Source organism: Streptomyces sp. JLBG701 (genome assembly GCF_058544905.1).
The window spans coordinates 3,113,526-3,125,472 of record NZ_CM178588.1; the positions used below are offsets into that span (position 1 = coordinate 3,113,526).

General features: G+C 71.5%; 12 protein-coding genes and 1 riboswitch. Of the genes, 6 read left to right on the forward strand and 6 right to left on the reverse strand.

Translation table 11 applies throughout. From position 1 onward, the window contains the following. Window positions 1-298: 298 nt before the first annotated feature. Together AC5DRG_RS14225 and AC5DRG_RS14230 are read left to right on the forward strand one after the other, a co-directional pair. The gene (locus AC5DRG_RS14225) at window positions 299-913 is read left to right on the forward strand and encodes a DUF4126 domain-containing protein (RefSeq protein WP_491810791.1); all 615 of its coding nucleotides are present in this window, start codon (window positions 299-301) and stop codon (window positions 911-913) included. A gap of 45 nt (window positions 914-958) precedes the next feature. Further along, the gene (locus tag AC5DRG_RS14230) at window positions 959-2,470 is read left to right on the forward strand and encodes a phytoene desaturase family protein (protein WP_491810793.1); all 1,512 of its coding nucleotides are present in this window, start codon (window positions 959-961) and stop codon (window positions 2,468-2,470) included. A 23-nt stretch (window positions 2,471-2,493) separates the two neighbouring features. Here AC5DRG_RS14230 and AC5DRG_RS14235 read toward each other — a convergent pair whose 3' ends face one another. From AC5DRG_RS14235 to AC5DRG_RS14260, 6 genes are all read right to left on the reverse strand, one after another. Continuing rightward, window positions 2,494-3,495, reverse strand: a complete 1,002-nt coding sequence (locus AC5DRG_RS14235; protein ID WP_491810795.1) for an SCO2102 family sporulation regulator — start codon at window positions 3,493-3,495, stop codon at window positions 2,494-2,496. A 56-nt stretch (window positions 3,496-3,551) separates the two neighbouring features. After that, window positions 3,552-4,475: a methylenetetrahydrofolate reductase [NAD(P)H] gene (gene metF, locus AC5DRG_RS14240; RefSeq protein WP_491810797.1), complete on the reverse strand. Its 924-nt coding sequence runs from the start codon at window positions 4,473-4,475 to the stop codon at window positions 3,552-3,554. Window positions 4,476-4,585: 110 nt separating this feature from the next. Beyond that, window positions 4,586-5,239 carry a thiamine phosphate synthase gene (thiE, locus tag AC5DRG_RS14245; RefSeq protein ID WP_491810798.1) on the reverse strand — a complete coding sequence of 218 codons (654 nt, stop codon included), beginning with the start codon at window positions 5,237-5,239 and terminating at the stop codon, window positions 4,586-4,588. An 83-nt stretch (window positions 5,240-5,322) separates the two neighbouring features. After that, the gene (locus AC5DRG_RS14250) at window positions 5,323-5,694 is read right to left on the reverse strand and encodes an Rv2175c family DNA-binding protein (protein ID WP_491810799.1); all 372 of its coding nucleotides are present in this window, start codon (window positions 5,692-5,694) and stop codon (window positions 5,323-5,325) included. 65 nt (window positions 5,695-5,759) lie between these two features. Next, window positions 5,760-6,992, reverse strand: a complete 1,233-nt coding sequence (locus AC5DRG_RS14255) for an NAD(P)/FAD-dependent oxidoreductase (protein ID WP_491810801.1) — start codon at window positions 6,990-6,992, stop codon at window positions 5,760-5,762. Window positions 6,993-7,069: 77 nt separating this feature from the next. Then, complete coding sequence (locus tag AC5DRG_RS14260; RefSeq protein WP_491810802.1) at window positions 7,070-7,411, reverse strand: avidin-fold protein; 342 nt, start codon at window positions 7,409-7,411, stop codon at window positions 7,070-7,072. A gap of 52 nt (window positions 7,412-7,463) precedes the next feature. Continuing rightward, window positions 7,464-7,575: riboswitch (TPP riboswitch) on the forward strand. Between AC5DRG_RS14260 and thiO the strand changes: the two genes are divergently transcribed. The 4 genes from thiO to pknB all read left to right on the forward strand — a co-directional run bounded on the left by thiO (window position 7,573) and on the right by pknB (window position 11,877). Beyond that, on the forward strand, window positions 7,573-8,730 hold the full coding sequence (gene thiO, locus AC5DRG_RS14265; protein WP_491810804.1) for a glycine oxidase ThiO: 1,158 nt from the start codon (window positions 7,573-7,575) through the stop codon (window positions 8,728-8,730). (Overlaps the previous riboswitch by 3 nt.) After that, complete coding sequence (gene thiS, locus AC5DRG_RS14270) at window positions 8,727-8,927, forward strand: sulfur carrier protein ThiS (RefSeq protein WP_491810805.1); 201 nt, start codon at window positions 8,727-8,729, stop codon at window positions 8,925-8,927. Before thiO ends, thiS begins: the two co-directional genes overlap by 4 nt. 3 nt (window positions 8,928-8,930) lie before the next feature. Next, window positions 8,931-9,725, forward strand: a complete 795-nt coding sequence (locus AC5DRG_RS14275; protein ID WP_491810807.1) for a thiazole synthase — start codon at window positions 8,931-8,933, stop codon at window positions 9,723-9,725. Between the two features lie 220 nt (window positions 9,726-9,945). After that, complete coding sequence (pknB, locus tag AC5DRG_RS14280; protein WP_491810809.1) at window positions 9,946-11,877, forward strand: Stk1 family PASTA domain-containing Ser/Thr kinase; 1,932 nt, start codon at window positions 9,946-9,948, stop codon at window positions 11,875-11,877. Window positions 11,878-11,947: the final 70 nt, after the last annotated feature.

Sequence of the window (11,947 nt, forward strand, 5' to 3'; positions counted from 1 at the left end):
GTAGTCCCCCGTATCCCCCGTTCCCCCCGTTGGACCCCCGTTCGGTCGCTCCCCCGGGTCCCCCGGCCTCGCTCCCGCCGATCGTGTCGGCGGAAGGAGCGGCCAAGGGCGCGAACTTCGTTCCGCCGCCCCGTGTCGGCGGTTCCGGAGTCGCGCCCCTTTCCGTGACTCCACTCTCTCGTTCGCGCAGGTCGGGCCCCATCCGCGCGCGTACTCAACTCACCCACTAGGTACGGATACTCAGCCGTACGCACTCAGCCCCAGGACGCACTGTTGCGGACTGGTTACTATCGCCTCCGTGTCCGTACTCCCTCTGGTCTTCACCAGCGGCTGGGCCAGCGGCGTCAACGCGTACGCGGTGGTGCTGCTCCTCGGCCTCTTCGGCGCGACCGGGGTGAGCGACGACATCCCGGAGGCGCTCCAGCGGCCTGAGGTCCTCGTCACAGCGGGCGTGCTGTTCCTGTGCGAGGCGGTCGCCGACAAGATCCCGTACGTCGACTCGGTGTGGGACTCCGTGCACACCGTGATCCGGCCGACCGCGGGGGCCTGGGTCGGGGCGCTGCTCGCCGGGCAGAGCGGTTCGATGTCCGACCTGGCGGCGGGCACGATCGGCGGTTCGACGGCGTTGGCCAGTCATGCGGTCAAGGCCGGGACACGGATGGCGATCAACACCTCGCCGGAGCCCTTCAGCAACGTGATCGTGAGCCTGGCCGAGGATCTCGGGGTCGGCGCGATCGTCACGTTCGCCGTCTTCCATCCGGAGGCGGCGGCCGTCATCGCGGGTGCGCTGCTGCTCGCGGGACTCACCGTGCTGTTCTTCGTCGCCTCGCGGATCCGGCGGTTCCTGCGCCGCAGGGCGCAGCGGCGCGACGAGAAACGGCTCGCCGCGCAGGTGGGAGGGCCACCGGGCTGACCGCCCGCGGCGGGATTGTCAGTGGCGGCCGATAAAGTCCCTGGCATGGCACGGATTGCGGTGATCGGCGCCGGGATGGGCGCGATGGCGGCCGCTGCCCGGCTGGCCGTCGCGGGCCACCGGGTGGCGGTGTACGAGCGTACGGAGACGTACGGCGGAGCGGTGCGCCGTTTCGAGCGGGACGGCTTCTCCTTCGACACCGGCCCCGGGCTGCTGACGCTGCCCGCGGTCCACCGCGACCTGTTCCTCAAGACCGGCAAGGAGCCACTGGAGGACTGCGTCGAGCTGGTCCAGGTCGACCCGTCCTCACGGCACGTCTTCGCGGACGGCACGCAGGTGTCCCTGCCGAACGCGTCGCGCGCGGGCGTCGTCACGGCCCTGGACGGGGCGCTGGGCGCCGGCGCGGGGCAGCGCTGGGGCGACTTCCTGGTGCGGGCCCGCGAGGCCTGGGACCGCACCCGCAGGCCGCTCCTGGAGGAGCCCCTGTGGCCGAACTGGTCGGTGCTGGCCGACCGCGAGCCCTATCCGTCGGTGCCGCACAAGCGGCTGCTGCGCACGCGCAGGGCCGGCACCCTGGCCGAGATCGGCGCCTGGGAGCTGCGCGACCCGCGCCTCGCCGCCCTCCTGGAGAGCCACGCGCTCGCGTACGGCCTCGATCCCGGCGTCGCTCCGGCGAGCGCCGCCGTCCTGCCGTACATGGAGCACGCCTTCGGCATCTGGTATGTGCGGGGCGGCATGCGGGAGTTGGCGCGCGCGGTGTACGAGCGGTGCGTGGCGCGAAGGGTCGAGTTCGTCTTCGGCGCCGAGGTCACCGGGGTCCTGGAGAAGGACGGCCGGGCGGCGGGGGTGGAGTTCGAGGACGGCAGCGTCGCGGAGGCGGACATGGTCGTCGGGGGCGGGCCTTGGCAGCTGGGCGCCATGCTGCCGGGCCGCGAGCTGTACGGGGCGGAGGACGTCGAGCCGAACCCCGAGGGCATGTCCCCGGGCCGGGTCGTGGTCTGCCTCGCCCTGCGCGGCGCGCGGGAGCCGGGTGCCGTCCACCGCACAGTGGTGCACACCCCGGACCGCGAGGCCGAGTTGAGCGCCTTCGGGCTCGGTGAGCCGCCCGCGCGGCCCACCGTCCGCATCGACCGCCCGGGCGACCCGGCGCTGCGCCCCGACGACGGGCACGAGTCGGTGGTGCTCACGGCGACCGTGCCGTCCGCGAATCTGTACGACTGGAACGCGGCCGGGGCCGCCGACACCTTCGCGGACCGTATGGTCGCCGAGGCCGAGCGGGCGATACCGGGGCTGCGCGGCCGGACGCTGTGGCGCGAGGTCCGTACGCCCGTGCACACCTGGCAGGAGACGGGGGCCAAGGGCGGCGGTGTGCCCGCGCCTTCGCTGGCCGCCGCCGAGGGGACGATGCTGCATCCGTCGAACAGCACCCGGATACCGGGCCTGTTCAGCGTCGGTGGCTGGTCGCACCCCGGTGGAGGTCTCCCCCACGCCGGCATGTCGGGTGCGCTGGTCGCCGGACTGATCGTGGAAGGACCGGAGTTCAGAGGGTCTCAGTAGCCGTCAGCGGGTCTCAGTAACCGTCAGAAACGGTACTGCTCGTCGTACCCCGTGCCGCCCTGCTGCTGTTGCTGACCCTCGCCCTGGTACGGGTACGGCTGCTCCGGCGGGAGTTCGCCGCCGTACTCGTCGGTGCGCTGCTGCGGGACCCACACCCCGCCGGCCGGAGTCTCGCCGCCGTAGCCGCCGGTGGCGTACTGGTCCTGGGTGTAGCCCTGCTGGCCGTACTGCTGCTGGTCGCCGTAGCCGGCGTCGTACGGGACACCGCCGTAGGTCTGGGTGCCGATGTACGGGTCGGAGTAGGCGGCGTACTGCTGCTGGCCGGTGGCGTCGTAGCCGTACTGCTGCTGGTCGTAGCCGGAGTAGCCGTCGTACGCGTAGCTCTGGTCGGCGCCCTGGGCGGCCGTCGCGTAGGCCTGGTCCTGGCCGGTTGTCGCGTACTGGTCCTGGCCCTGGCCGGTGGCGGCCGCGTACGCGGCGTCGCTGTATACGCCGTAGGAGCCCGTGTCGTCGGGCAGGGGCTGCGGCTCGTAGACGGCGGTGGACTCGGCGGCCGCCGCGGTGTCGCCGGGGCGGGCGGGGGTGAACACGTCGTCGCGGTCGTAGTCGTCGTCGCGGCCGAACGTACCGGTGTTCTGGCTGCCCTGACTGTACTTGTCGTCGCCGTAGGCTGCCGCGGCCTCGGCCGCCTGCAGGTCGGAGACCTCCAGGCTCGGCTCGTGGTTCTCGGGCTCGCCGCGCCGGCGCTTGCTGCTGCCGCCGAGGCTGGGGCGGCCGGCGACCGCCCAGCCGGCCTCGAAGCCACGCCGGAAAGACAGGGTGACGTAGGTCTGACCGACCGCGAAGGCGGCCGCGCCCAGTCCGATGACGACGACCGACGGCATCAGCACGCCGAGCACGACGCCGAGGAAGCCGACGAAGGCGAGCAGCCGCCAGCGCAGCCGCGCCTTGTACTGCAGCAGCACCTCGCCGAGCAGCCACAGCGCGACGACGCCGAACGCGATGTAGAGGACCGTCCAGCCCATGTACGCCCCTCTCCCAGTGGCCGCTACGCAGTGTGTCGTATACCGGTGCAGCCGGTCTAGGCCTGCGGCGGGTGGTGCAGACCCAGGTTTTCGTAGATTTCCAGTGTCGCCGTGGAGTTGTTGAGCGTGATGAAGTGCAGACCTGGCACTCCCTCGGCCAGCAGCCGTGCGCAGAACTCCGTGGCGAACTCGATTCCAATGGAGCGTACAGCGGCCGGATCATCTTTTGCTGTGAGGATCCGCTCTTTCAGACCGTCGGGGATGGCGGCGTTGCTGAGCTGCGGCAACCGCTCCAGCATCCGCACGCTGGTCACGGGCATGACTTCGGGGATGACCGGGGTGTCGCAGCTCGCGGCCGCGACACGGTCACGGAGCCGAAGATACGACTCCGGCTGGAAGAACATCTGGGTGATCGCGTAGTCGGCGCCGGCCCGGCACTTGTCGACGAAGTGCGCGACGTCCGAGTCCCAGTCGGCGGAGCGCGGGTGCATCTCCGGGAAGGCGGCGACGCCGACGCAGAAGTCGCCCGACTCCTTGATGAGCCGGACCAGTTCGGCGGCGTACGTCAGGCCCTTCGGGTGTGCCACCCAGTCGGCCATGGGGTCGCCGGGCGGGTCGCCGCGCACGGCGAGGATGTTGCGGATGCCGGCGTCGGCGTACTGGCCGATGATGTTGCGCAGTTCGGCGACGGAGTGGTCGACCGCGGTGAGGTGGGCGACCGGGGTGAGTGTGGTGTCGGCGACGATCTGCTCGGTCTCCTTGACGGTGCCCGCACGGGTCGAGCCGCCGGCGCCGTAGGTCACCGAGACGAAGTCGGGGGCGACCGCCTCGACCCTCCTGAGCGCGCTCCACAGGTTCCGCTCGCCCTTGGGAGTCTTCGGCGCGGAGAACTCGAAGGAGTACGTCCTCTTGCCGGTCGCGAGCATGGCGCGCACTGTCCGTGCGCGGTCAGTCCTGGTGGATGCGGTTCCAAGGGCCATACCCGCAGGTTAGTCAGGGGGCGCCGGTCACCCAACCGGAACCGGATATTTGCCCGGTTTGTCGCCTCATTGTCCATCCCTCGGACAGCGTCGAGACCCCTCGACGTTCGTCAGACCTGCCGGAGCCGCTTCGCGAACTCCGCCGCCGCGGCGCCCGGGTCCTCGGCCTCCGTGATGGCCCGGACGACGACGACCCGGCGGGCGCCCGCCTCCAGCACCTCGTCGAGGTTGCCGAGGTCGATGCCGCCGATGGCGAACCAGGGGCGGTCGGTGCCGAGGGAGGCGGTGTGGCGGACCAGGTCGAGGCCGGGAGCGTGCCGGCCGGGCTTGGTGGGGGTCGGCCAGCACGGGCCGGTGCAGAAGTAGTCCACGCCCTGCTGCTCGGCGGCGGCCTCGGCCTCGGCCTCGGCGTGCGTGGAGCGGCCTATCAGGACGTCGTCGCCGAGGATCGCGCGCGCGGCGGGGACCGGAAGGTCGCCCTGTCCCAGATGGAGTACGTCGGCGCCGGCGGCGTGGGCGACGTCCGCGCGGTCGTTGACCGCGAGGAGCTTGCCGTGCCGGGCGCAGGCGTCGGCGAACACCCGGAGGTGCTCCAGCTCCTCGGCCGCCTCCATGCCCTTGTCGCGCAGCTGCACGATGTCGACACCGCCGGCCAGGACGGCGTCCAGGAACTCGGCGAGGTCGCCCTGGCGCTTGCGGGCGTCCGTGCAGAGGTAGACGCGGGCGTCGGCGAGCCGGTCACGCGCGGTGGCGGCGTCGGGCATACGTGTGTCCCCCCGTTGTCGGTGCTTGTCTGTGGCGTAGGGGCCGAGGGAGTGCCCGGCCCCTACGCCGGAAGGTGTTCGGATCAGACGGCGAGCGCCTGGGCGCGGCGCTTCACCTCCGTGCCGCGATTCTCGCTGAGAGCCTGCGCGGGGGTGCCGGGCAGGCTCGGGTCGGGGGTGAAGAGCCACTCGAGCATCTCTTCGTCGGAGAAGCCGTCGTCCCTCAGGAGCGTCAGGGTCCCGGTCAGGCCCTTGACGACCTTCTGCTCGGCCTTGTCGATGAAGGCGGCGGGCACGTGCAGCGCCCGGTTCTCACCACGGCGTACGGCGATGACCTGGCCCTCCTTGACCAGCTGCCGCACACGCGTCACCTCGATATCGAGCATCTCTGCGATGTCGGGGAGGGTGAGCCAGGCGGGGACTAGAGCATCGATCTTTGCGTCAATCTCGGTCACAGGAACAAGCCTGCCATCCCGGACTGACAGTCGGAAGTCGAGCCCGCCCGACCTGGGCTTTCGCACTACTCCACGACAGCCGCCTTCAGCGGTAGCGCGGAATCCGTCAGCAGCTCGGGGTTCATCGCCACACCCGCCTCGATGAGCCGCCGTCCCTGGGCCAGGTCCCTCGGGCGGCCCACCGCCAGCAGGGCGACCAGGCGGTCCTCCCGCAGCCAGCAGACCGTCCAGGAGGGGCCGGAGGGGTCGCCGCGCCACAGGGTCGTGTCGGCGGACGCGTGGTGGCCGACGTACTGGACGAAGCGACCGAACTGCTCCGACCAGAAGTACGGCACCGGGTCGTAGACGGCGGGAGTCTCTCCGATGATGTTCGAGGCGACCGTACGAGGTCCCTGGAGGGCGTTGTCCCAGTGGTGGACCAGCAGCCGCTCGCCGTACCTCCCCGAAGGGAAGGAGGCGCAGTCGCCGACCGCGTAGACGTCCGGTGCCGAGGTGCGCAGGTGGTCGTCGGCGAGGACCTCGCGGTGGGCGCCGAGCTCGATGCCGGAGCCGGCCAGCCAGCCGGTGGCGGGACGGGCGCCGATGCCGACCACGACGGCGCCCGCGGGCAGCCGGGAGCCGTCGTCGAGGACGACCGCGCCGGGCTCGATGTGCTCCACGCGCGCGTGGGTGCGCAGTGTGGCGCCGCTGTCGGCGTACCAGGCCGCCATCGGTGCGGCCACCTCGGCGGGCAGCGCGCCCGCGAGCGGCCGGTCGGCGGCCTCCACAACGGTCACCGCGCAACCCGCCTCGCGCGCGGCCGTGGCGAACTCCGCGCCGATCCAGCCGGCGCCGACGACCACGATGTCGTGCTGCCGCACGAGAACAGGCCGCAGTCGCTCGGCGTCGTCCAGGGTGCGCAGCAGATGCACGCCGGGCACGCCTTCCGCGCCCGACAGCCGGATCGGTTCGGCACCGGTCGCGAGGACCAGGACGTCGTACGGCACCGGTCCCTCGGCGGTGTCCAGTTCGTGTTCGCCGGGGCGCACGCCAAGGACCTCGCGCCCCAGCCGCAGTTCGATGCCGAGGGCCTCGAAATCGACGTCGAAGGCGGAACCCTCGGCCTTGCCGAGCAGCACGGCCTTGGACAGTGGGGGCCGGTCGTAGGGCTGATGGGGTTCGGCGCCGATCAGCGTCACGGTGCCGGTGAAGCCCTGTTCCCGCAGGGCGACCGCGGTCTGCACCCCGGCCATTCCCGCACCCACGACGACCACGCGTCGCGGCTGCGACGGGCCCGGTTCCTGCGTCTGCTCGCTCACCCGATCACCATAGACAACTGACAATTTGTCAGTCAGGGGGCGCGTGCAGTGACCTGCTGCACATCACCTGATGCACATCATTGGTCGACCTGTTCCACCACACTCGTCCCGCTGCCCGCCCGCGACTCCCACTCCCAGGTCTCCTCCAGGCGCACGCGTCCGTCGGGCAGTTCGACGACCGTCGACACGCAGTGCCCGGAGGCGGTGGTTCCGTCGTGCCTCAGCTGGACGTACCGGAAGTCCAGCCGGTCGCCGTCCCGGGTGCCCACCAGATGGCCGCGTACGACGTCGCCGCCCGCGTACTCGGCCCAGATCTGGCCGTCCTTCTCGTGGTAGGTGAACCGGGTGCGCGTACCCACTTGACCTGGGGCCAGGTCCGCGACCGGGGCGAGGACGAGGCCGTCGAGCGAGCGGGGCATGGCGGGAGGCTCCCTTACAGAGGCGCGGAACCAAGGGCTAGGGTGGCCAACGTAGAGCACTCGCGGGAGCCCGGACGCACCGGGCTGAGAGGGAGGCTGGCGGCCTCCGACCGTACGAACCTGATCCGGGTCATGCCGGCGAAGGGAGGGGCTGGACGCCCATGTCGCGTACACACACATCTGACGTCCTCGTCGTCGGGGGCGGAATCATCGGCCTGGTGACGGCCTGGCGGGCCGCGCAACGCGGGTTCACGACGGCCCTCGTGGACCCCGAACCGGGCGGCGGGGCCGCGCAGGTGGCGGCCGGGATGCTGGCCGCCGTCACCGAACTGCACTACGGCGAGCAGACCCTGCTCGGTCTCAACCTCGAATCCGCCCGCCGCTATCCGGACTTCACGGCCGAACTCGCCGACCTCACCGGCCTCGACCTCGGCTACCGCCGCTGCGGCACGCTCGCCGTCGCGCTGGACGCCGACGACCGCGCCCATCTGCGCGAACTGCACGCCCTGCAGCACCAGTCGGGCCTGGAGTCGGAGTGGCTGTCCGGGCGGGAGTGCCGACGCCTTGAGCCGATGCTCGCGCCGGGTGTGCGCGGCGGGCTGCGCGTCGACGGCGACCACCAGATCGACCCGCGGCGGCTGGCCCGCGCGCTGGTCGCCGCGTGCGAGCGGGCCGGCGTGGTCTTCCACCGCGTGTGGGCCGAGCGGCTCACCGTCGTACGGGATCGGGCCGCGGGCATCGTCACGGGCGACGGGACCGCGCTGGGCGCCGGGCAGGTGGTGCTCGCCGCGGGCAGCCTCAGCGGGCGGCTGGCGGGGGTGCCGGACGCCGTGCTGCCGCCCGTACGGCCGGTGAAGGGGCAGGTGTTGCGGCTGACCGTGCCGAAGCGGCACGCGCCGTTCCTGAGCCGGACCGTGCGTGCCGTGGTGCGCGGCAGCCATGTCTACCTGGTGCCGCGCGAGAACGGCGAGCTGGTCGTCGGCGCGACGAGCGAGGAGCTGGGCTGGGACACGACGGTGACCGCGGGCGGGGTGTACGAGCTGCTGCGCGACGCGCATGAGCTGGTGCCGGGCATTACGGAACTGCCGCTCACGGAGACGCGGGCCGGGCTGCGTCCCGGGTCCCCCGACAACGCGCCTCTGCTCGGGCCGACGGAGCTGGACGGGCTGCTGCTCGCCACCGGTCACTACCGCAACGGCGTGCTGCTCACGCCGGTCACCGGTGACGCCCTGGCGCATGCCCTGACCACCGGTGAACTCCCGGACGAAGCCCGGCCGTTCACGCCCAAGCGGTTCGCGCTCATGGAGCAGTCCGCATGAAACTCCTGGTCAATGGCGAGTTCCAGGAGGTCGCGCCCGGTACGGCTCTCGACTCCCTCGTACGGACCCTCACCCCGGCGCCCTCCGGGGTGGCCGCCGCCCTCAACGAAACTGTCGTCCCGCGCGGGCAGTGGTCGTCCACATCTCTCTCCGAGGGAGACCGCGTCGAAGTCCTCACCGCCGTCCAAGGAGGCTGACCCATGGCCGACGATCCCTTTGTCATCGGTGATACGTCCTTCTCGTCCCGGTTGATCATGGGTACGGGGGGTGCGCCCAGCCTCGATGTGCTGGAGCGGGCGTTGGTGGCCTCCGGGACGGAGCTGACGACGGTCGCGATGCGGCGTGTGAACCCTTCGGTGCATGGTTCGGTGCTGTCCGTTCTGGAGCGGCTCGGGATTCGGGTGCTGCCGAACACGGCCGGCTGTTTCACGGCGGGCGAGGCCGTGCTGACGGCTCGCCTTGCGCGGGAGGCGCTCGGTACGTCGCTGGTCAAGCTGGAGGTCATCGCCGACGAGCGCACGTTGTTGCCGGATCCGATCGAGTTGCTGGACGCGGCGGAGACGTTGGTGGACGACGGGTTCACTGTGCTGCCGTACACGAACGACGATCCTGTTCTGGCGCGGAAGCTGGAGGATGTCGGGTGTGCGGCGGTCATGCCGCTCGGGTCGCCTATCGGGTCGGGGCTCGGGATTCGCAATCCGCACAACTTTCAGCTGATCGTCGAGCACGCGCGCGTGCCGGTGATTCTCGACGCGGGGGCCGGTACGGCTTCCGATGTCGCGTTGGCCATGGAGTTGGGGTGTGCGGGTGTGATGCTCGCCTCGGCGGTTACTCGCGCTCAGGAGCCCGTGCTGATGGCTGCCGCCATGCGGAGCGGGGTCGAGGCGGGGCGGTTGGCTCGGCTGGCTGGGCGTATACCCCGACGTCACTTCGCATCGGCGTCGTCCCCTGCGGAAGGACTCGCCTCTCTCGACCCCGAGCGTCCTGCCTTCTGAACCTGCGCTGCCCTCCCGCCTCGTCTCCCACCCACGCACCACCCGTTTACTGTCGCGGAAGAGGTGGGCCTCGCCCGTCGGGCTCCTCCTCGTCGGCGGCTCCCGGCCTCCTCCTCCGCCCCACCCCGCCGTGTTAGCCCCGTCACAGCTCCGCTGCAGTCCCGCCCCGATCCTCCTCGAACCGGGCCTCGTGTCAGTCTCGGCTCGTACACTCACCTGCGTGGACACGACCCTTCAGGACCCGCTCGTCGGGCAGCTGCTCGACGGCCGTTATCGCGTTGACGCGCGGATCGCGGTCGGCGGGATGGCCACGGTCTACCGGGCCGTGGACACCCGCCTCGACCGCGTTCTCGCGCTCAAGGTGATGCACCCGACGCTCGCGGCCGACCGTTCCTTCGTCGAGCGGTTCATCCGGGAGGCCAAGTCGGTGGCGCGGCTCGCGCATCCGAACGTGGTGCAGGTCTTCGACCAGGGGGCCGACGGGGCGTACGTCTATCTCGCCATGGAGTACGTCGCCGGGTGCACCCTGCGTGACGTGCTGCGCGAGCGCGGGGCGCTGCAGCCGCGTGCCGCCCTGGACATCCTGGAGCCGGTGCTCGCCGCGCTGGGCGCCGCGCACCGCGCCGGGTTCGTGCACCGGGACATGAAGCCCGAGAACGTGCTGATAGGCGACGACGGTCGTGTCAAGGTCGCCGATTTCGGACTCGTCCGGTCCGTCGACACCGTCACCAATACGACCGGTGCCGTCCTCGGGACCGTCTCCTATCTCGCTCCCGAGCAGATCGAGCACGGCACCGCCGATCCCCGGGTCGACGTGTACGCGTGCGGGGTCGTGCTCTACGAGATGCTGACCGGTGATCGTCCGCACCAGTCCGACTCCCCCGCCGTGGTGCTCTACAAGCACCTCCACGAGGACGTCCCGCCGCCCTCGGCCGTCGTGCCGGGGCTGCCGTACGAGCTGGACGAGCTGGTGGCGGTGGCCACCGCGCGGACGCCCGACATCCGGCCCTACGACGCCGTGGCGCTGCTCGGCCACGCACGCGAGGTGCGCGGCGCGCTCAGCGTGGACCAGCTGGACGCCGTACCGCCGCAGGCCGTCGCCTCCGAGCACCCCAACGCCGAGGACCTCACGAGCGTGATCCCGCGCGCGTTGAGGGTGCCTAGGCCGCTGCCGGTGAACGAGGACGACGAGCCTGCGGGGGTGCATCGGACCAGCCTGCTGGAGACCCCGCCGCCGCTGGCCCGGGAGCGGCGGCGGGCGCGCCGGTCCCGGCGTGGGCTGTTCACCGTCGTCGCCGCCGTGCTGCTGGTCCTCGGAGTCGGCGCGGGCGTCTGGTACATCAACTCGGGCCAGTTCACCAAGGTCCCGGCCGTGCTGACCAAGACCGAGGCGCAGGCGGAGCAGCAACTGGAGGCGGCAGGGCTCGAAGTCGGGTCGGTCAAGCACGTGTACAGCGACACCGTGAAGCGCGGCACGGTGAGCGATGTCGACCCCGAGGTCGGCGCCCGGATCCGCAGCAACGACTCCGTCACCCTGACCATCTCCGACGGGCCGGAGACCGTGCAGGTGCCCGACGTGGACGGCTATCTGCTCAGCAAGGCCAAGGTCGTGCTGAAGCGGGAGGGCCTCGCACCGGGCATGGTCACCCGGGAGTTCAGCGAGGACGTCCCCAAGGGCTTCGTGATCAGCACCGACCCGCAGGGCGGCACCACACGGCACGCGGGCTCGGCCATCGCCCTCACCGTCAGCAAGGGCAGCCCGGTGGAGGTGGCCGACGTCACCGGCGCGAGCCTGGAGGACGCGCGGGCCGAGCTGGAGGAAGCCGGCTTCACGGTGAAGGTCGCCACCGAGCAGATCAACTCGGAGTTCGACAAGGGCCAGGTCGCGCGACAGACCCCGGAGGCCGGCAGCGAGGCCGGCGAGGGCGACACCGTGACGCTGACGCTCTCCAAGGGCCCCGAGCTGGTCGAGGTCCCGGACGTCGTGGGTTACAGCGTCGACGACGCGAAGGCCACGCTGGAGGCCGCCGGCTTCGAGGTCGACGAGGACCGCGGTCTGCTCGGACTGTTCGGCGACACCGTGAAGAAGCAGTCCGTGAAGGGCGGGAAGACCGCCCCCAAGGGATCGACGATCACGATCGAGATCCGCTGACGCGGAAGCCCGTACGAGATCCGCCGACGGGAGCCCGTACGGGATCCGCCGACCGGGTCCCCCGCGCCGC

Excerpts from the sequence above, each read along its gene's own strand:
- AC5DRG_RS14275 (WP_491810807.1), top strand. The coding sequence starts at position 8,931 with ATGGCCGACGATCCCTTTGTCATCGGTGATACGTCCTTCTCGTCCCGG.
- AC5DRG_RS14230 (WP_491810793.1), top strand. The coding sequence starts at position 959 with ATGGCACGGATTGCGGTGATCGGCGCCGGGATGGGCGCGATGGCGGCC.
- thiE (WP_491810798.1), bottom strand. The coding sequence starts at position 5,239 with ATGCCCGACGCCGCCACCGCGCGTGACCGGCTCGCCGACGCCCGCGTC.
- AC5DRG_RS14260 (WP_491810802.1), bottom strand. The coding sequence starts at position 7,411 with ATGCCCCGCTCGCTCGACGGCCTCGTCCTCGCCCCGGTCGCGGACCTG.
- thiS (WP_491810805.1), top strand. The coding sequence starts at position 8,727 with ATGAAACTCCTGGTCAATGGCGAGTTCCAGGAGGTCGCGCCCGGTACG.
- AC5DRG_RS14235 (WP_491810795.1), bottom strand. The coding sequence starts at position 3,495 with ATGGGCTGGACGGTCCTCTACATCGCGTTCGGCGTCGTCGCGCTGTGG.
- thiO (WP_491810804.1), top strand. The coding sequence starts at position 7,573 with ATGTCGCGTACACACACATCTGACGTCCTCGTCGTCGGGGGCGGAATC.
- metF (WP_491810797.1), bottom strand. The coding sequence starts at position 4,475 with ATGGCCCTTGGAACCGCATCCACCAGGACTGACCGCGCACGGACAGTG.